Here is an 18,778-nt window from a genome sequence, read left to right as displayed (position 1 = left end):
CCGCGTTCCTTGCGTCAGGTCAGGACTTGAACTCGGCGGTGGAGTACCGCTCGTCGGTCAGCGGGCTCGCCTTGACGCCCGTCACGTCCTTGCCGAAGACGATCGCCGGCGGCGAGTGCGAGATCGGCACACCCGGCAGGAAGGTCATGATGTCGGCGTTCAGCTCCTTGTAGAGCTCGACCCGGGCGCCCATGTCGGCGGTGGTGTCGGCCTTCTGGAACTTGTCGAACAGCGGCTTGTTGTTGAAGCCCCACTCGTCCTTCGGCCGGTCGAACATGGTGCCGATGAAGTTGTAGGCGTCGCCGTAGTCACCGGTCCACCCGAGGAAGTGGATGTCGTGCGCGCTGCCCGAGGTGGTGGCGTTGAGGTAGTCCGGGCTCCACTTGAGCGGAACCGGCTGGACGGTGATGCCGACCGCCTTCAGGTCCGCCGAGAGCAGCTCGAAGATGTCCTTCGGGTTCGGCATGTACGGCCGGGTGACCTCGGTCGGGTAGTGGAAGCGCAGCGTCAGGTTCGACGCGCCCGCCTCGGCCAGCAGCTGCTTGGCCTTCGCCGGGTTGTAGTCGTACTTGGTGACGTTGCCGTTCCAGCCCTCGACGGTGTCCGGGAGGAAGTTCTCCGCGACCTTCGCGCCCGGGGGCAGCTTCGAGTCGACCAGCGCCTGCCGGTTGAGAGCGTGCGCGATGGCCTGCCGGACCTTCACGTCGGCCAGCTTCGGGTTCCCCTTCTGGTTGATCGCCAGGTAGAGGATGTTGAAGGCCGGACGGGTGAGCATGTTGAAGCCCTCACCCTTGAGCGGCTCGACGTCGGCCGGGCCGACCAGGTCGTAGCCCTGGATGTCCCCGGAGCGCAGCGCCTGCTTGCGCGCGTTCTCGTCGGAGATGGTCTTGAAGATCAGGGTCTTCAGCTTGGCCTTGTTGCCGGCGTAGTCCTCGTTGCGCTCCAGGGTGAGCGTCTTGTTGGCGATGTCCCAGGCCTTGAACTTGAACGGCCCGGTGCCGGTCGGGTGCTCCGTCGCGTACGAGGGGTACTTGATGTCCTCCGCGGTGCCACCGACGTTGCTGGCGTCGTACTGCTCCAGCGCCTTCGGGCTGTGCATGGAGAACGACGGCAGCATCAGGGCGGCCGGGATCTTGCTGGAGACCCGGGTGAAGGCCAGGTCGACCGTGGTGGCGTCCTTGGCGGTGCAGGACTTGAAGAGGCTCGGCGGCAGTTCCGGGTCCTCGTTCTTGGCGAAGCCGCCCATGACGTCCTGCCAGTACGGGGTCACGTCCGGGCTCTGCATCAGGCCCTTGGCGTTGTACCAGCGGTTGAAGTTGACGCAGACCGCCTCGGCGTTGAAGTCGGTGCCGTCGTGGAACTTCACCCCGGAACGGAGCTTGAACGTCCAGGTCGTGCCGGCCGCATCCGGCGTCCAGGTCTCGGCCAGGCCGGGCGTCACCTTGGTGCCGCCCTCCTCCGGCCGGACCAGGGTCTCGAAGACCTGACGCGCCATGCGCAGCGACTCACCGTCACTGGCAAAGCTGGGGTCGAGCACCTTCGGGTCTCCGGCGACGCCGAAGACGAGAGTGTCCTTCTTGCTACCGCCGGAGTCTTCGCCGCGGTCGCTCTCGGCACAGCCTGCTACCGCAAGGGCCGCGGCCGCGACGGCCGCCAGCGCGGCCTTCGACCTGGGTGCACGCATGGGTGCTTCACCTCGTCCTAGGGGGTACGGACAACCTGGTGACAGGGGTCACCGATGGCGGTGACCTTAGCCCCCGTTCGGACCTCCCCGAAACTATTGACGAAGCTGTTGGTACCGGATCGTGTCTTTACCGCTGCGACCCGCGCCGGACAGGTCTGTTTTCCGCCCCGAATTGGGGCAGTTCACCCCGGTTCACCTATACGAATTTGTTACATCGAACGTCGAGACTGACCGGGCCATGTCAGAGCTGCGCAGGCCCGCCGCACCACAGTGGACCGACGCCGCCGGACGGGTGGCGCCGGTCCACGACCGGCGGTCTCAGACGGCCCGCCGCCCCTCGAACGCGCGTCCCAGGGTGATCTCGTCGGCGTACTCCAGGTCGCCACCGACCGGTAGGCCACTGGCCAGCCGGGTCACCGAGATGCCCATCGGCTTGACCATCAGGGCGAGGTACGTCGCGGTCGCCTCACCCTCCGTGTTCGGATCGGTGGCCAGGATCAGCTCCCGGACGGTGCCGTCGCCGAGCCGGACCATCAGCTCCCGGATGCGGAGATTGTCCGGGCCGATCCCCTCCAGCGGGTTGATCGCCCCACCGAGCACGTGGTAGCGGCCCCGGAACTCACCGGTCCGCTCGATCGCCACCACGTCCTTGGGCTCCTCGACCACGCAGAGCACCTCGTCGGTACGGCGCGGGTCGCGGCAGATCCGGCACCGCTCGGACTCGGCGACGTTGTAGCAGCTCGTGCAGAACCGGACCAGCTCCTTGACCTTGCGCAACGCCCCGGCCAGCCGGTTGACGTCGGCCGGGTCGGCAGAGAGGACGTGGAAGGCGATCCGCTGGGCACTCTTCGGGCCGACGCCCGGCAGCCGTCCCAGCTCGTCGATCAGGTCCTGGATGGCACCCTCGTACATGCAGCGACTCAGAACCCGGGCAGGCCGAGGCCACCCATGCCGCCGGTGACCGGGCCCATCTTCTGCTCGGTCAGCTCCCGGGCCGCCTCGGTGGCGTTGTGCACGGCCGCGACGACGAGGTCCTCCAGGGTCTCCACGTCCTCCGGGTCCACCGCCTTCGGGTCGATCCGGATCGCCTTCAGGTCCCCGGAACCGGAGACGGTCGCGGTGACCAGCCCACCGCCGGCGGTGCCGGTCAGCTCGGCCTCGGCCAGCTCGGCCTGGGCCGTGGCGATCTGCTGCTGCATCTTCTGCGCCTGCTTCAGCATCTGCTGCATGTTCGGCTGTCCACCTGGGCGCACGGATGACTCCTTCTCGCACTCGTCCCACTCGGCCGTCGCCAGCCTAACCGCTGTGAGCGGCCTCGCCCCGCGCGGTGCTTTGCCGGCGGCGCGTTCCGGAGGACCATGACCATGACGCCAGGTCGAGAAGAGGGAGACCCGCCGATGTCCCGCGAACAGGCCGCCGCGGCCATGGAACAGCAGGCCGGGGCGTGCGCGCAGTTGGCCGCCGGGCTCTACGCCGACCTGCTCGTCCGGGCCGCCGCCGACGTCCGCGCCGGCGGGCCGTGCGCCACCGTCATCCAGGGGTACGAGGACGCGCCCGTCGACGGGGCCGTGTCGCTGCGCCTGCTCGGCGGGGTGCACGCCCTGGTGCTCACCGGTGCCGCACCGGAGCTGGCCCGGTACTACCCGAGCGCCGGTGGCGCGTACCACCCCCGGGACGCGGACGCGTGCTGGACGGCGTTCCGGGACACCGTGACCGGCGCGTCGGACACCCTTCGGCCGTGGCTGCGCCGCCCGCCGCAGACCAACGAGGTCGGCCGGGCGCACCTGCTGCTCACCGGCCTGCTGTACGCCCTCGGCGAGCTGGGCGACCTGCCGGTACGCCTGGTGGAGCTGGGTGCCAGCGGAGGGTTGAACCTGCGCGCCGACCGGTTCCGGGTGGAGGCGGACGGCTTCGCCTGGGGGCCGGTCGACTCCCCGGTCCGGCTGCCCGACGCGTGGCGGGGCCCGGTGCCCGGCTGGCTGCGGGACGCCGCCGGGGCGTACCCCGAGATGACCGTGGTGGAGCGGCTCGGCTGCGATCCCGACCCGCTCGACCCGGGCGACCCGGCGGACGCGCTCGCGCTGCGGGCGTACCTCTGGCCGGAGCACACCGCCCGCGCGGCGCGGCTGGCCGGTGCGCTGGAGCTGGCCCGACGCCGGCCGGTACGGGTGGACGCCACCCGGGCGGCCGACTTCCTGGCCGGCGTCGACCCCCGCCCGGACACGCTCACCGTGGTCTGGCACTCGGTCATGCGGCAGTACGTGCCGGCCGACGAGTGGCGGCGGGTCACCGCCGAGATCGACCGGCTGGCCGGCAGCGGCGCGCCGGTCGCGCACGTCTCGTTCGAGCCGGGCGTGGCGGACAAGTCCCGCTTCCAGCTACGCGTCCGGATCGGGAACCGTCCGGAACGACTGCTCGCCGACGCGCACCCGCACGGCCTGCCCGCCTGGGTGCCCTGAGCGGTTCCGCCCCTACCGGGCGTCCACCTCGTTGATCTTCTCCGCGCCGAACACCTCGCGGAGCAACTGCACCGCCTGCTCCTCGCTGGACTGCCGGGCGGTCTTCTCGTCGATCACGTCGTCGAGCGGCTCGTCACCCGGGTCGAACCCCTCGTAGCTCGGGGCCGCCGGCTGCGGAACAGCTGCCCCCGGCGCCCTGCCGACCGTCGCGGTCGACCGGCCGCCGCCGCGCAGCGGGCCGTCGTAGTCCGGGTCGTAGGGCGGCTCCCCGGCGAACTCGTCGTCCGCCGTCTTCCGCGCCGGCGCCTCGGTACGCGTGCCCCGCCCGGCTGCGGCGGCCCGTGCGGCGGCGAGCGCACTGCTCACCGGAGTGCCACCAGCCCCTCCACCGACGGCTGCCGGCGGCGGCGTGGACGCGGCGGACCGGGCCGCTGGCGCCGTGTTGTCGGTGGCCCGGGATGACGGCGGGGCGGTCGCCCGGGACGTCGGCAGAGCGGACGGCGTGGCGGTGGGGCCGGTCGGTGCGGGCCGCCCGTTCGGAGCGTCCGGGGCGACGGTCCCACCGGGGCGCGCGGGCTCCGGCCAGTCGTCGCTCCTCTCGGGTGCGACACCACCCGGGCGGGCCGGTTCGGGCCAGTCCTCCTCGACGGCGGCCGACCCACCGCCCCCGGCCGGGCCGTCGGGCGAGGCCGCGCCGGCCGGGCCGGACCGCTCGGGAGCCGCCGGCGGTGCGGCGGGTCGGGCGGGTGGGGACGCTGCGGCCGCCGGCCGGGACGGCGCGGCGGATGCCCGGGAGCCGCCCCGCTCGCCGGCCACCTCGCACCGGATCTGCCAGCGCCCGCCGAGTTCCTCGTAGAGCGCGTCGGTGAGCACCTGGGCGTGGTCGGTCATCATCCGGGCCAGGACCGCCGACTTCACGGTCAGCACCAGGGTGTCGCCGTCCAGGTCCCGGACGACCGCGTCGCGCATCAACGCGGCGATCCGCTTGTTGCTCCGGTTGACCTTGCCGACCACGTCACCCCAGACCCGGCGGACCGAGACCGCGTCGACGGTTCCGGTGGACGGCGCGTCGGGGCGGGGCGGGGCGGGGGTGACCGGATCCGGCATCACCGCCTCCGGCGGCACCGCCCGGCGCGACCCGGTCGGTTCGGGAGCGGCAGCAGCGGTCGGCGTCCGTTCCGCCAGGGGCGGCGGGGCGGGCTCCGCAGCGGCGTCCCACGAGGGCGCGCCTCGGCCGGTCCCCGGCGCCGCCGGGGAGGGGACGGGCTCCGGGCGGACCGCAGCGGCCTCGGGACGGACCGGAGCAGTCTCCGGGCGGGCCGCAACGGGCTCGGAGCGGGCCGGAGCAGCCTCCGGGCGGGCCGACGCGACGTCGGCGGCGGGAGCGGGGACGCCCAGGGTGAGCCGGCGTTCCATCCGCTCCAGGCGTTGCAGCAGGCCACCGGTGGAGTCGTCGACGCCGGGCAGGAGCATCCGGGCGCAGATCAGCTCCAGCAGCAGCCGGGGGGCGGTCGCGCCCCGCATCTCGACCAGGCCGTTGTGCACGATGTCGGCGCAGCGGGACAGCGTCCCCGGGCCGAGCCGCTGGGCCTGCGCGGTCATCCGCTCGACCTGGTCGGCCGGACCGTCGATCAGACCCTTGTCGGCGGCGTCCGGCACCTGCTGGAGCACGATCAGATCGCGGAGACGTTCGAGCAGGTCGGAGGCGAAGCGGCGGGGGTCGTGCCCGGCCTCGGCCACCCGGTCGACGGTGGCGTACGCCGCCGCGCCGTCCCCGGCGGCGAGGGCGTCGCACATCTCGTCGATCAGCGCGGAGTCGGTGACGCCGAGCAGGGCGGCGGCCCGCGCGTAGCTGACCCCCTCCGGTCCCGCCCCGGCGATGAGCTGGTCGAGCACGGAGAGGCTGTCCCGGGCGCTGCCGCCGCCGGCCCGGACCACCAGCGGAAAGACCGCCGGGTCGACCGTGACCCCCTCGGCCTCGCAGAGCTGCTCCAGGTACGGCCGGAGCAGCTTCGGCGGGATCAGCCGGAACGGATAGTGGTGGGTCCGCGACTTGATCGTGCCGAGGACCTTCTCCGGCTCGGTGGTGGCGAAGATGAACTTGACGTACTCCGGGGGCTCCTCGACCAGCTTGAGCAGGGCGTTGAAGCCGGCCGACGAGACCATGTGCGCCTCGTCGATGACGTAGATCTTGAAGCGGCTGTTGGCGGGGGCGAAGAAGGCCTTCTCGCGCAGTTCACGGGCGTCGTCCACACCACCGTGGCTGGCCGCGTCGATCTCGATGACGTCGATCGAGCCGGCGCCGTCGCCGCTCAGCGACCGGCAGGAGCCGCACTGACCGCAGGGCTCGGGGGTGGGACCCTGCTCGCAGTTGAGCGAGCGGGCCAGGATCCGGGCGCTGGAGGTCTTGCCGCAGCCCCGGGGACCGGAGAAGAGGTAGGCGTGGTTCAGTCGCCCGCTGCGCAGCGCCTGCGACAGCGGCTCGGTCACGTGCTCCTGCCCGATGACCTCCGCGAACGTGCGCGGCCGGTACTTGCGGTAGAGCGCCAGTGCCACCCGTCCCGCCTCCTCTCGACCGAGCCATTCTGCGCCGGCCTGCCGCGGGTGACCACCCACCCCGCCGGCCGGACGCCGATCGGAGGAGACGTTATCGGGCACCGGAGACAGAAAGGCCCCCCGTGCACCCGTCAGAGCCCGCTTATCCTTGCTGCCTTCCGGCCCTGGGGAGGTTCACGAGATGCACGCCGCACGGGGGGTGCACCCAGCCTACCCGACGCCCGGACGATCTTCAGGGGGTGGTGGGGTGATCGAGTCGAACGAGACCTGTATCCTGTTCGACGGAGGATTCGCCTAGAGGCCTAGGGCGCACGCTTGGAAAGCGTGTTGGGTTTACACCCTCACGAGTTCGAATCTCGTATCCTCCGCTCTGAGCAGCACGAACGCGAGGGCCGGCCCCACCGGGGACCGGCCCTTCGTCGTCTCTGCGGCGCTCTCGTCTCAGTAGCCCTGCACCCTCGGGTAGCTGCGCCGCGCCGACCGAAGCGCGCGCCGGCGGGACCGCCCTGCTTGCGCCGACGGGCGACGACCAGGCGTGGCCGGAGGTGTCAGCGCAGCTCGGGCTGACGGGCCGTGGCACCGGACTGGTCCACGGCGGGTCCGGCACCGGGGTGGCCAGCCGGCGGCACCGTCCTCCCTCCCGGATCGGCGGCGGGCGGGGCGACGAAGGCCGGGCGGCGGGCGTTGGTGAGCCAGCGCAGCGCCCACTCGACCGGGCCGTAGCGGAACCGGCGCAGCCAGAACGCGCTCACCACCAGTTGGGCCACGAACACGGCCAGGGCGAAGGCGAGAAGCGCCAGCGGGGAGAACGTGCCGGCGAGCCCGAACCCGATGCCGGTGAAGGTGATCAGGCCGACCACCGACTGGCCCAGGTAGTTGGTGAGGGCCATCCGGCCGGCCGGGGCGAGCGCGGCCCGGACAGCCGCCGTACGCGCATCGCGCATGACCCGCAGCAGCGTCGCCACGTACGCGGCGGCCAGCAGCGGAGCTGTCGCGACGCTCGCCGCGACCCCGAGGGTGTTGCCGTTGCCGCCGCTGGCGGCGTAGACGATCGACCCGAGCAGCCCGACCGGGAATCCGATCCACTGGATCCGGCGCAGCACCGGCTCGCTGCCGGAGACCCGGGCCAGCCACTGCCGACGTCCGGCGACCATGCCGAGCAGGAACAGGCCCAGTGCGGTCGGGCCCTGCAGGGTCACCGCCTGGAGGAGCAGCAGCGGCAGACCGGCGACGCGTCCCTCGATGTTCGCCCCCCAGCCGCCGAGCAGCACCCGCGTCGCCTCCTGGCCGTTGGCCAGCGCCTCGGCCTCGCCGGGCAGGAACGCCGAGCGGTCCACGAAGAGCGCACTTGTGACCAGGCTGACCAGCACGAGGGCGTAGAGGGCCACCGCGATCCAGATCGCCGTCCGGTCCTGCACCTTGCGCAGCAGGAGCAGCGCGAGACATGCCACGGCGTACGTGGTGAGGACGTCGCCGCCGTAGAGGAAGACGGTGTGCAGGGCACCGAGGAGGAAGAGGCCACCGATCCGGCGGAGCATGCGTGCCGGGAAAGCTGCGCCGGCCCGGCCCGCCGCCTCCATCTGGAGGGTGAAGCTGTACCCGAAGAGGAACGAGAAGAGCACGTAGAACTTCATGTCGACGAAGACGGAGGAGAACGTGCGGACGGCGTTGTCCAGTTCCGAGCCGAAGTCGGGGTCGGTCACCAGGTTGCCCGGATAGCCGGAGGCCATGAACGTGACGTTGACGACGAAGATCCCGAGCAGTGCGAAGCCTCGGACCGCGTCGACGTCGAGAAGACGCCTGACTGGATTCTGTGTGGTCACGACCCACCCCCCAGATGATCTATGTATCCGATACAGAGTACGAGATACAGAGTCCCCGAGATCTACAGTGAGCACAAGACCCTGCGGGTGGACACGAGGAGTTCAACGTGGCGGAACACAGGCTCCCCCCTGTGGTGGCCCGGATGTGGGGCCGCGAGACCAGCCCGAGGCACGGCCCCCGGCCCAGCCTCGACCTCGGCAGGATCGTCGACGCCGCGATCCGGATCGCCGACCGCGACGGCCTGGAGGGGGTGAAGATGAGCAGCGTCGCCACCGAAGTCGGAGTGGCGACAATGTCGCTGTACCGCTACGTCGGCAGCAAGGACGAGCTGTTGATCGTGATGGCGGACGCCGCCGCGCCCGAACCACCGGTGCTCGACGGGCGGCCCTGGCGCGTCTACCTGACCGACTGGACCCGGGCCAACCGGGACTTTCTGCTCGGCCGGCCCTGGTTGCTGGCGCTCAGCCAGCACACCCCGCCCGCCGGGCCTCGGTCGCTGCGCTGGCTCGACCGCGCACTCGCCGCGCTCGCCGACACCGGACTCGGCTACGGCGAGCGGATCAGCATCGCGACCACCCTCGCCGGCTACGCCACCCGGCAGGCAGCCCTGGCCCACGCCCTGAATCGCACGGCCGCCGCCACCGACGACTCGATCGCAGGGCTGGCCGGGTACGGCGACATCCTCGGCCAGGTCCTCGACCCGGACGGTTACCCGGAGCTGACCGCCGCAGTACGCGCGAACGCGTTCGGCGTCGCCGCGGAGTGGATCGACAACGCCGATTTCACCTTCGGGCTCGACCTGCTCCTCGACGGCATCCAGGCACTCATCACCCGCGGAAACAGTTGAACTGAGCAGCACGAACGGCAGGGCCGGCCCTACGGGGACCGGCCCTGCGTCAGCTCCACCGCCCCGGGGCACAGTGGTCAGGCCGCGGGGTCGATCTGGAGGAAGCCGTTCACGCACATCCGCTTGACCAGACGCGTCTGCGGCGGGGTGAGCCGGGGAGCGATCTCGCCGTACTTGACCGGGCCGCCGCTCAACAGGGTCCACAGCTCGTCCACGCCGTCGCGCTGCGGATCGGCGTCGATGGTGGTGCCGTGCGGGTCGGCGGTGGAGTAGATCCGCCGGCAGGGGACGGTGTCCCGCAGCGGCGACGGCGACGAGGCGGCGTTGGTGATCGGGTTACGCCAGTAGTGCGTCATCCCGTCCAGGATCGCGGGCGGAAGCTGCACGTTCGCCGGCGGGTTGGTCGCCTTGAACCCCGGCACCAGGAACGAGACGCTGTCGCGGATCGCGGTGCCGGGCGCGAGTGCGACGACCGCGTCGTCGGTGAGGTCCGCCGGCTCGGCCAGGGCGGTCGCCGCCAGGTACGGGCCGGCTGCGTCCAGGTCTTCGACCTTTCGGCTGCCGTGCGTCATGACTTCCAGCAACGCCGGCTGGAACGCCGTGTTCAGCAGCGTGTCGAAGGTCTGCTCGCGGATGCCGAGGTCGGCGCCCGTGCCCCGGGTGTTCCAGTACACGCTGCCCGGGTTGTTCTTCGCGATGGCGTGGTACCACTGGTCGATCATCAGCGCGAACGTCTCGGCGGTGCCGTGCCACTTGTCGTTGTAGTCCTGCCACAGGTGGCGTTGGTCGGTTTCGTCGAGGCTGCCGTCGGCCGTCTTCTGGATCAGTAGCGCGGCGGTCGTCGCCTGGGTCAGGGCGACCGCGACGCCCGAGGAGAAGAGCGGGTCGACGAAGAACGCGGCGTCGCCGACGAGCAGGTGCCGTTCGTCGTAGTCCGCGAACTCCTCACTGACCCGCGAGTAGTTGGTGGCGGTCAGCATGTGGTCGGCGACCGGCACCGCGTCAGCGATCAGGTCCTTCAGGTACGGCACCTGACGCACCGTCTCCAGAAACGTCCTCTGGTCGGTGAAGTCACGACCCGGTTCCCGCAGCACCGCCGGGTTCGTCACGATGCCGATCGAGTGGGTGAGGACCCGCCTGCCGTTGATGACCTTCGGCACCGGGATGTACCAGCACCAGCCGTCCCGGAAGGCGAAGCAACCGATCGGGGAGAGGTTGTCCGCGGTGAAGATGTTCCAGTCCGCGACGAGGTTCTGGGTCTGCCCGCAGTTCGTGAAGTGCTGCCAGATCGCGATGTTCTTGAAGTTGGAGAGCCAGCCGCGCTTGTTGCGGGCCGCCGAGACGTTGCTCTGCCGTCCCGACGCGTCGACGAAGTAGCCGGCGCGCACCGCCCGCTCGTCCGCCAGCCGCACCAGGCCCCCGCGCCCGTCCGGCTCGTACGCCGTCACCGCCACACCCTGGAACACGTCCACACCCACATCCGCCGCGTGGTCCAGCAGGATGTGGTCGAACTCGGCCCGGTCGACGTGCATCGTCCACCGCAGCACGCCGTCCCGCTCGAACAGCACGTCGTCGAAACGGGCGATGCTGGGCCGCTCCGGATCCCAGGCGAAGATGCCGCCGAACTTCTTCACCCAACACGGACTGGCGAGGACCTTGGCCAGCGCACCGCTCTCCTGGAGCGCGGGAACGACAGGGTGGGCGAAGGACTCACCGATGTGTTCGCGGGGAAAGATCTCCTTGTCGAAAATTGCTATTCGCAGGTCGGTGCGTTGGGCAAGTAGCGCGCCGAGGGTGGACCCGGCCGGGCCACCGCCCATGATGACGACGTCGTAGTACTCCCGCACGTGTCTGACCTTTCGTTCGTGGTACACGGGCCATGCCGGGTGCTGCGGTGCCGGAAGGTGGAAGGGTGCGCGGAACGCTGCCTCCTCGTGGTTCCGGGGTCCGGGGTGGACGGGATCCGACGGCGACCGGATCGGCTTCTGCCGTGGTCACAGGTGGAATCTGCTCGACCGGGAGGCCGGCCCGGAATCGCGACTATCCCATCGACCTCGATCCGAAGGAGATCGATTAGCGCTGCCCGTGAAGATCCGTAACGATCGCCCGTCCCCCGCCCCCCGAATTCCATTGCCGCCAATATATCAATCACCGCCCGCACATTAGTATGGGATTTCCACAAATTGCATTCGTCGCCAATCGTGGCAGACCTCTCGAATCCCCACCTGTCCGATGGGTCAATGGGGTTCCGACCGCGCCGTCCCGCCCGCTTCGGATCGGGGAGCGGGTCGGGCGTCCCGCCCTTCGCCAAGCGGCTGACGCCGCCCGGGTCCGCATGGTCCGCTGGTCGGATGCGGGTCGTGGTGCTGGGCGGTACGGAGTTCATCGGGCGGCGGGTGGTCGAACGGCTGGTCGGCCGGCACGACGAGGTCCTGGTGGTCCACCGGGGCCGGACCGAGCCCGCGGACCTCCCCGCCTGCGGGCACCTGCACGTCGACCGACGCGCCTTCGCCGAGGTCGCCGACCGGGTACGGGAATTCGCGCCGGACGCCGTGGTCGACTCGTACGCGCTCACCCGGGCGGACGCCGACGCGGTCCTGCCCCACCTGCCCGACGTACCGCTGGTGCTGCTCTCCAGCGTCGACGTCTACCGGGTGTGGGAACTGCTCCTCGCCGACGACGACACCCCGTTACCGGCACCGGTGACCGAGGACGCCCCACTGCGCCGGGGGCGCTTCCCGTACCGGGGTCAGGGCACCGGGATGGACGACTACGACAAGCTCGACGTCGAGCCGGCGTACCTGGGTCGGGGCGGCACCGTGTTCCGCCTCGGCATGGTCTACGGCCGACACGACCAGCAGCGGCGGGAGGAGTTCGTGTTGCGACGGGTCCGGGCGGGGCGGGCCCGGATCCCGGTCGGCGCGGGCGACGCCCTGATCACCCGCCTGCACGTCGACGACGCGGCCGGGGCGGTGCTCGCCGCTCTCGACCGGCCGGAGGCGGCCCGGGGCGAGCTGTTCAACCTGGGCGAGTCGGTGACACATCCGGTGCGGGGCTGGCTACGGCTGATCCTGGACGCCGCCGGGCACGACGCCGAGCTGGTCCGGGTGTCCGACGAGCGGGTGCCGGACGATCTGTGGATGACCCGGCGGCTGGCCCAGCACGTGCTCGTCGACAGCGGCAAGGCGAGCCGGTTGCTGGACTGGCGGTCGACGGACCCGACCACGGCCGTGCTCCGCTCGGTGCGCTGGCATCTGGACCACCCGCCGGCGGACAGCCCGGCCGACTTCGCCGCCGACGACCGGGCCCTCGCCGGCTGACCCGTCGGACGGACACCCCGCCCCTGGCACCGACCCGCCCGACGGCACTGCTGTGCCCGGTGGCGCTGTTCCCACCCACGGACCTCCCCGGCCCGGCGGCAGCACAGCCGGGGCAGCTCCACAGTGTCTTCGGAGTGCCCCTTCCGCCCCGCCGACCTCACTCTGGGTCACCGGGTGCGCCCGGGTGCGGTTTACTGACGACGTGATCATCGACGCCTCCGGGCCGGCCCGCCGCCGTGCCGCATGAGCTACCAGCTCAGCGCCGTCGTCGCCGACGTCGAGCTGCTGGCGGAGCAGACCGCCGGGTTGGACCACGCCGTCCTCGCCGCGCTGCGACAGGATTTCGCCCTGCTGCCGGTCACTCCACAACTGGTGGAGGAGCTGACCGGGGCGCTGCCCGACTTCACCGTCGAGGAGCTGGGTCCGCAGCGGCCGTTCCATCTGGTGCTCTCGGCCGCGCTGACCGAGGTGTTCGCCCGCTGGTCACGGCAGGGACCGGTGGCGTATTTGGAGGCGGAGTTCGCCGGCGGGACCGGACACCAGGCAGCGGTGCTGTGGCTGGACGGGGCGATGGTCTGGGGGCCGTGCTTCGACGCCACCCTCGACCGGCACCGCAGCGAGTGGCCGATCAACACCGCGCTGGTCCGGATCGGCGCGGAGCCCGGTAGCTGGATCGACCCCTTCGCCGAGCTGGGCCTGCACCTGGAGGGAAGTACCGAGGGGTGGCTGGCGCACGGTCGGCGCCGCCTTTCCGCCGATTACTGGGATGATCTCGCCGAGGAATGGGAATACCGGCAAAACCCTACAAACCAGCAACCTTGGCGGCCCGAAGCCGTTGGGGACTGGGGGATTTCATGACTTTGCGGCAGTTCTTGTTCATCGCGGCGTTGCTGACAGCGGCCTCGGTCGCCGGAAGCGGTAGCCGTCCACATCCGCCGGTCGAGCCGGCGCAACCGGCCGAACCGGTCGCACCGGTCGTCGACGAGGTGATCGATCTGCACGGGCTCGCCGGAGTCGAGTTCGGCGACAGTCGGCGGGAACTGACCGAGCGGGGCGTGCTCCGTGAGGTGGCCGAGTCCTGCGGTCCCACGCTGGTCGGGCACGAGACGGTCAGCCCGGTCTTCCACCAGGGCCGGCTGGTGCTGCTCTGGGTCAGCGCTCCCGTCCGGACGCCGGAGGGGGTCACCATCGGCACACCGGTCCGCGAGCTGCGATCCCGTTTCCCGTCCCTGGCCCGCCTCGACGCGCCGGACGGGACGTACCGCTTCGACGGACTGCTCGCCCGGCGGGGCGACCGCGCGTACCTGTTTCTCCACGACGGACGGACGGTCCGCAAGACGATCGCCGGTTACGCCGACTACGCGCAGCGTCTCTTCGACGAGGGCCACGGTCCCTGCTGACCCGAGCGCGCCCCGGGCACCTCACCACGCGATCGGCAGCTCCTGCGGCCCGAGGATCGCGTGCCCTGCCTTCCACCGCACCTCCTCGGCGGGAACGGCGAGCCGCAGGGCGGGCAGTTCGCGTAGCAGCAGCCCGATCGCGGTCCGTACCTCCAGGGCGCCCAGATGTGCCCCGATGCAGTAGTGCGGGCCGTACCCGAAGGAGAGGTGCGGATTGGGGTCGCGGTCGAAGTCCGTCCGTTCCGGGTCGGGGAAGACCCGTGGATCCCGGTTGGCCGCGTCGTGCGAGGGGATCACCACGTCCCCGGCGGTGAGCCGCGCGCCGCTGGGCAGCTCCACGTCGGCCAGAACCCGGCGCGGCATGTCGTCGGCGTTCGCGGTCGAGTGCAGCCGCTCCAGCTCGGTGATCGCCGGGTCCAGCCGCTCCGGATGGTCGAGCAGGTACGCCCAGCCGGAGGCGTACCCCCGGTAGGGACGGCTGCACAGGACGTGGACGAAGGTGGCGATGGAGCTGGCGGCGGTCTCCCAGCCCCCGACCACCAGGGAGATCGGCAGCTTGATCTGTACGTCCACCGGCTGGTCGACGGCGGTCTCGGCGATCCGGGTGAGCAGGTCGCCGGCCGGACAGCCCCGCCGTCGCTCGATCTGCTCCCACAGGTAGCCACTCATCGCCTGGGCGGAGCGGGCGGCCTCGTCGCGGGTGAGTTCGCTGTCGGCCAGGAACATCTCGCCCCACCGACGGAACCGCGCCCGGTCCTGTTCGGGGATACCGAGCAGGTCGCAGACGACGTGCAGGGTGAACGGGATGGCGAAGTCCCGGAGCAGGTCGGCCCGGCCACCCCCGCCGAGCAGGGCGGTGAGCTGGGCGACCGCCTCGGCCTCGATCCGCCCCCGCAGTCCGGCGACCGCCTGCCGGGTGAAGACGTCCCTGACGGTGCCCCGGACCCGGGCGTGCTCGTCGCCGTCCAGGCCCAGCATCGTGCCGGTCACGTCGACCGGGTCGGCCGCTCCGGCGGCGGCGCGGGAGAAGACGTCCTGCCGCCGCAGCACCTCCCGGACGTCCGCGTATCGGCAGATCAACAGTGCCGGGACGGATTCACCGTTGACCTGGCGGACCACCGGCACCACCCCGGATCCGCCAGCGGCGAAGCGCCCGTAGTACGGGTGCTTGTCCGGGCCGGGAGGCCGGTTCACCCCGTCGGCGTCGGCGTGGAACGGATGACGAAGGCGGGTGACCGACTCGTGACTGCTGGTGATCATGACACCACGATCCCATCGATGACCACCTGAATCCAGAGCCCCGAGCGAACGACCCGGCGCCAGCGGGGGCAGCGCGTCACCCCGGCCTCAGTGGTGCCAGGCTGAGCCAATCGGAGCCACGCTGAGCCAAGACTGATTGCCGATGGTGCCACGGTGTGCCATAGTGATGCCATGGACCTGACCCCGTATGTGGCTTCTCTCGGTCGCGAGCTGCTGACGGCCGCGGCGCCCGGCGACGACCACGGCAGCACGTTGATCGAGCGGTTGACCGTGTCGATGGAGTCGGCGATCCGGCTCGCCCTGCTCGAGGCGCTGTCGGCCGCCGCCGACGAGATCACCCGGGAGCTGGCTCCCGGTTCGGTCCAGGTACGCCTGCGCGGCCGTGACCCGGAGTTCGTCGTGGCACCGCCGCCGGTGGAACAGCGCCAGGACGACACCACCGACCGGGGTACGGCACCGGTCGACGACGCCACGACGGGCTTCGACGAGGGTGCCACGGCACGCATCAACGTCCGCCTTCCGGAACAGCTCAAGGCTGCGGTCGAGGAAGCGGCCAGCCGCGAGGGCCGATCGGTCAACGCGTGGCTGGTACGGGCCGCCTCGACCGCACTGCGGGCCGCCGAGCGGGACCACGGCTCCGTCCCGCGCGGCAAGCCCGGTACGCAGCGCTACACCGGCTGGGCGCGTTAGCCGAACCGGCTCCACTCTCCTTCCACGTCCCCCACCAGCGGGGATGTTCTTCCGACTCATCTCGAGGGGACAGCCATGCCTGTTTTCGCCACCCCGGAACCGATCTCCGTCACGATCGAACTCTCCGTCGGTGACGTGCGGCTCGTCGCGAGCGACCGCACCGACACCGTCGTCGAGGTGCGGCCGAGCGACGGGTCCGACGACTCCGACGTCAAGGCCGCGCAGCAGACCCGCGTCGAGTACGCCGACGGCACGTTGACGGTGCGCGGACCGAAGTCCGGTGCGCTCAACTTCTCCAAGCGGTCCAGGTCGGTCACCGTGCTCGTCGAGCTTCCCGCCGGCTCGGCGGTGCACGGTGACCTGTCGGTCGGGGAGGTCCACAGCACCGGCGTGCTCGGCGGGTGCCGGTTCAAGACCTCCGTCGGGCACGTCCGGCTCGACCGGACGGGTCAGCTGCGCCTGGACACCTCCGCGGGTCACCTCACCGTCGGCCGGGTCGGCGGTGACGTCGAGGTCACCAGCGGCAGCGGCCACGTCCGCCTCGGCGAGGTCAGCGGAGCCGCGGTCGTGAAGAGCTCCAACGGCAGCATCGAGATCGACTCCGTCACCGGCGAACTGCGTGCACGGGCGGCCAACGGCGACATCTCCGTCAACCGCGCCGGTGCCGGAGTCGAAGCCAGGACGTCGAACGGCACCATTCGCGTCCACGAGGTCGCGCGCGATGCGATCACGCTGCACAGCGCAGCCGGCGATCTGGAGATCGGCGTCGCCGCGGGCACCGCCGCGTGGCTCGACCTGAAGACCGGGCACGGACGCGTGCACAACGCGCTGGACGACATCGGCGGGCGACCGGAGCAGTCCGAGCGGACCGTCGAGGTCCGCGCGCAGACCTCCTTCGGCGACATCACCGTCCGCCGTTCCTGACCAGACCTCTCGGAGGGACCTTTTCATGACCACACCTACCTCGTCGGCGATCGCGGCGACCGGACTGCGCAGGTCGTTCGGCGATTACGTCGTCCTCGACGGGATCGACCTGAACGTCCCGCGGGGCACCGTTCTGGCGCTGCTCGGCGCGAACGGAGCGGGCAAGACCACCACGGTCCGGATCCTGTCCACGCTGATCCGCGCCGACGGGGGCAGCGCGCGGATCGCAGGACACGACCTGGTCACGGAGCCCGACGCGGTGCGCGCCGCGATCGGCGTCACCGGCCAGTTCTCCGCGGTCGACAACCTGCTGACCGGCCAGGAGAACCTGACCCTGATGGCCGACCTGCACCACCTGGGCCGGGCGGAGGGCCGGCGCAGGGTCGCCGAGTTGCTCGACCAGTTCGACCTGGTGGACGCGGCCGGGAAACCGGCCGCGACCTATTCCGGCGGCATGCGCAGACGGCTCGACCTCGCGATGACCCTGGTCGGCACCCCTCAGGTGATCTTCCTCGACGAGCCGACCACCGGCCTGGACCCGCGCAGCCGCCGTGGCATGTGGCAGATCGTGCGGGAGCTGGTCGCCGGCGGCGTCACCATCCTCCTCACCACGCAGTACCTGGAGGAGGCCGACGAACTCGCCGACCGGATCGCGGTACTCGACCGCGGCAGGATCGTCGCCGAGGGCACCGCGGACGAACTCAAGCGCCGCATCCCCGGTGGTCACATCCTGTTGCGGTTCGCCGACCCCGGCGACCTCGAGTCCGCGGTACGGGCGGTCGGCCCGGCGGCCCGCGACAGCGACGCGCTCGCCCTACGGGTGCCGCACGACGGCAGCCTCGGTGCGCTGAAGGCCCTGCTCGACCGGCTGGACGAGAACGCCGTCGAGGTCGACTCGCTGAGCATGCACACCCCCGACCTCGACGACGTCTTCCTCGCCCTCACCGGCAGTCCCACGAACGAGAAGGTGACCACGCGATGAGCACCATGTCGTACGCACTGACCGACTCGGCGACGATGCTGCGCCGCAACCTCCGGCGGATGGCGCGCTATCCGTCCATGACGGTCACGCTCGTCGGCATGCCGGTCGTCTTCCTGCTGCTGTTCGTCTACGTCTTCGGCGGCACACTCGGCGCCGGGCTCGGCGGGCCCTCCGGCGGACGGGCGGAGTACGTCAACTACGTCACCCCCGCGATCATCCTGATGACGATCACCGCTGCGGTGCAGGGCACCTCCGTCTCGGTGGCCATGGACATGACCGAGGGCATCGTCGACCGGTTCCGCACCATGGCCATCGCCCGCGTCTCCGTCCTGACCGGGCACGTCCTCGGCAGTCTCGTCCAGACGATGCTCAGTATCGCGGTGGTCGTCGGCGTCGCCCTGCTCGTCGGCTTCCGGCCGTCCGCAGGTCCGGGTGCCTGGCTCGCCCTCACCGGCGTGCTGGTGATGATGAGCTTCGCCTTCATCTGGCTGTCGGTCGCCCTCGGCCTGGCCAGCAGGACCGTGGAGTCGTCCAGCAACGTCGGACTGCCCCTGGTCCTGTTGCCCTTCCTGGGCAGCGGGTTCGTCCCGACCGACTCGATGCCCACCGCACTGCGGTGGTTCGCCGAGTACCAGCCGTTCACCCCGCTCATCGAGACCATCCGCGCTCTCCTGATGGGCACGCCGCTCGGGAACAGCGCGGCCATCGCCGTCGGCTGGTGCGTCGTCATCACCCTCGGCGGCTACCTCTGGTCGAGGAAGCTGTTCAACCGCGAGTCCCGCCGCGCGGCGTAGGCCCTTCCCCGCCGTCGAGCTCCGCCCGGCGCCGGTTC

At 71.2% G+C, this 18,778-nt stretch carries 16 protein-coding genes, 1 tRNA gene and 1 other RNA gene; 10 read left to right on the top strand and 8 right to left on the bottom strand.

Annotated elements, in window-relative coordinates; translation table 11 throughout:
- Positions 1-19: 19 nt before the first annotated feature.
- From AB0F58_RS06400 to AB0F58_RS06390, 3 genes are all read right to left on the bottom strand, one after another.
- A complete protein-coding gene (locus AB0F58_RS06400; RefSeq protein ID WP_357138867.1) occupies positions 20-1,684 on the bottom strand; it encodes an ABC transporter substrate-binding protein in 1,665 nt (554 codons plus the stop codon).
- A gap of 318 nt (positions 1,685-2,002) precedes the next feature.
- Positions 2,003-2,596, bottom strand: a complete 594-nt coding sequence (recR, locus tag AB0F58_RS06395; RefSeq protein WP_357138864.1) for a recombination mediator RecR — start codon at positions 2,594-2,596, stop codon at positions 2,003-2,005.
- Between the two features lie 8 nt (positions 2,597-2,604).
- Positions 2,605-2,913 (bottom strand): YbaB/EbfC family nucleoid-associated protein, encoded by a 309-nt coding sequence (locus tag AB0F58_RS06390; RefSeq protein ID WP_357140362.1) that lies wholly within the window; start codon positions 2,911-2,913, stop codon positions 2,605-2,607.
- Positions 2,914-3,081: 168 nt separating this feature from the next.
- Between AB0F58_RS06390 and AB0F58_RS06385 the strand changes: the two genes are divergently transcribed.
- Positions 3,082-4,143, top strand: a complete 1,062-nt coding sequence (locus tag AB0F58_RS06385; protein WP_357138861.1) for a DUF2332 domain-containing protein — start codon at positions 3,082-3,084, stop codon at positions 4,141-4,143.
- A 12-nt stretch (positions 4,144-4,155) separates the two neighbouring features.
- On the opposite strand, the gene AB0F58_RS06380 is transcribed toward AB0F58_RS06385, so the two are convergent.
- Positions 4,156-6,699, bottom strand: a complete 2,544-nt coding sequence (locus tag AB0F58_RS06380) for a DNA polymerase III subunit gamma and tau (RefSeq protein ID WP_357138858.1) — start codon at positions 6,697-6,699, stop codon at positions 4,156-4,158.
- A gap of 111 nt (positions 6,700-6,810) precedes the next feature.
- Positions 6,811-6,901, bottom strand: an RNA gene (ffs, locus tag AB0F58_RS06375) — signal recognition particle sRNA small type.
- Between the two features lie 81 nt (positions 6,902-6,982).
- Between ffs and AB0F58_RS06370 the strand changes: the two genes are divergently transcribed.
- A tRNA-Ser gene (locus AB0F58_RS06370) sits at positions 6,983-7,067 on the top strand.
- 180 nt (positions 7,068-7,247) lie between these two features.
- On the opposite strand, the gene AB0F58_RS06365 is transcribed toward AB0F58_RS06370, so the two are convergent.
- On the bottom strand, positions 7,248-8,522 hold the full coding sequence (locus tag AB0F58_RS06365) for a DUF418 domain-containing protein (protein ID WP_357138856.1): 1,275 nt from the start codon (positions 8,520-8,522) through the stop codon (positions 7,248-7,250).
- Between the two features lie 107 nt (positions 8,523-8,629).
- Here AB0F58_RS06365 and AB0F58_RS06360 point away from each other — a divergent pair, with 107 nt between their 5' ends.
- Positions 8,630-9,370 carry a TetR/AcrR family transcriptional regulator gene (locus AB0F58_RS06360; protein WP_357138853.1) on the top strand — a complete coding sequence of 247 codons (741 nt, stop codon included), beginning with the start codon at positions 8,630-8,632 and terminating at the stop codon, positions 9,368-9,370.
- 77 nt (positions 9,371-9,447) lie between these two features.
- On the opposite strand, the gene AB0F58_RS06355 is transcribed toward AB0F58_RS06360, so the two are convergent.
- Complete coding sequence (locus tag AB0F58_RS06355) at positions 9,448-11,217, bottom strand: tryptophan 7-halogenase (protein ID WP_357138850.1); 1,770 nt, start codon at positions 11,215-11,217, stop codon at positions 9,448-9,450.
- Between the two features lie 504 nt (positions 11,218-11,721).
- Here AB0F58_RS06355 and AB0F58_RS06350 point away from each other — a divergent pair.
- From AB0F58_RS06350 to AB0F58_RS06340, 3 genes are all read left to right on the top strand, one after another.
- Positions 11,722-12,690 carry an NAD-dependent epimerase/dehydratase family protein gene (locus AB0F58_RS06350; protein ID WP_357138847.1) on the top strand — a complete coding sequence of 323 codons (969 nt, stop codon included), beginning with the start codon at positions 11,722-11,724 and terminating at the stop codon, positions 12,688-12,690.
- A 243-nt stretch (positions 12,691-12,933) separates the two neighbouring features.
- Entirely contained in the window at positions 12,934-13,548 is a 615-nt protein-coding gene (locus AB0F58_RS06345; protein ID WP_357138845.1) for a hypothetical protein, read from the top strand.
- 32 nt (positions 13,549-13,580) lie between these two features.
- The gene (locus AB0F58_RS06340; RefSeq protein WP_357140360.1) at positions 13,581-14,090 is read left to right on the top strand and encodes a hypothetical protein; all 510 of its coding nucleotides are present in this window, start codon (positions 13,581-13,583) and stop codon (positions 14,088-14,090) included.
- Between the two features lie 21 nt (positions 14,091-14,111).
- Here AB0F58_RS06340 and AB0F58_RS06335 read toward each other — a convergent pair whose 3' ends face one another.
- Complete coding sequence (locus tag AB0F58_RS06335) at positions 14,112-15,350, bottom strand: cytochrome P450 (RefSeq protein ID WP_357138842.1); 1,239 nt, start codon at positions 15,348-15,350, stop codon at positions 14,112-14,114.
- A 171-nt stretch (positions 15,351-15,521) separates the two neighbouring features.
- On the opposite strand from AB0F58_RS06335, the gene AB0F58_RS06330 reads away from it, so the two are divergent.
- The 4 genes from AB0F58_RS06330 (at position 15,522) to AB0F58_RS06315 (ending at position 18,740) form a co-directional block, all read left to right on the top strand.
- Positions 15,522-16,040: a hypothetical protein gene (locus tag AB0F58_RS06330; RefSeq protein WP_357138839.1), complete on the top strand. Its 519-nt coding sequence runs from the start codon at positions 15,522-15,524 to the stop codon at positions 16,038-16,040.
- 75 nt (positions 16,041-16,115) lie between these two features.
- Complete coding sequence (locus tag AB0F58_RS06325) at positions 16,116-16,964, top strand: DUF4097 family beta strand repeat-containing protein (protein ID WP_357138835.1); 849 nt, start codon at positions 16,116-16,118, stop codon at positions 16,962-16,964.
- Positions 16,965-16,989: 25 nt separating this feature from the next.
- The gene (locus AB0F58_RS06320; protein ID WP_357138832.1) at positions 16,990-17,946 is read left to right on the top strand and encodes an ATP-binding cassette domain-containing protein; all 957 of its coding nucleotides are present in this window, start codon (positions 16,990-16,992) and stop codon (positions 17,944-17,946) included.
- Positions 17,943-18,740, top strand: coding sequence for an ABC transporter permease (locus AB0F58_RS06315; protein WP_357138830.1), 798 nt, complete (start codon positions 17,943-17,945; stop codon positions 18,738-18,740). Before AB0F58_RS06320 ends, AB0F58_RS06315 begins: the two co-directional genes overlap by 4 nt.
- Positions 18,741-18,778 lie beyond the last annotated feature (38 nt).

It is taken from the genome of Micromonospora sp. NPDC023956 (genome assembly GCF_040639195.1).
Classification (GTDB): Bacteria; Actinomycetota; Actinomycetes; order Mycobacteriales; family Micromonosporaceae; genus Micromonospora.
Note: the sequence above shows the minus strand (reverse complement) of the source record. Positions and strands in the feature narration are given on the sequence as shown.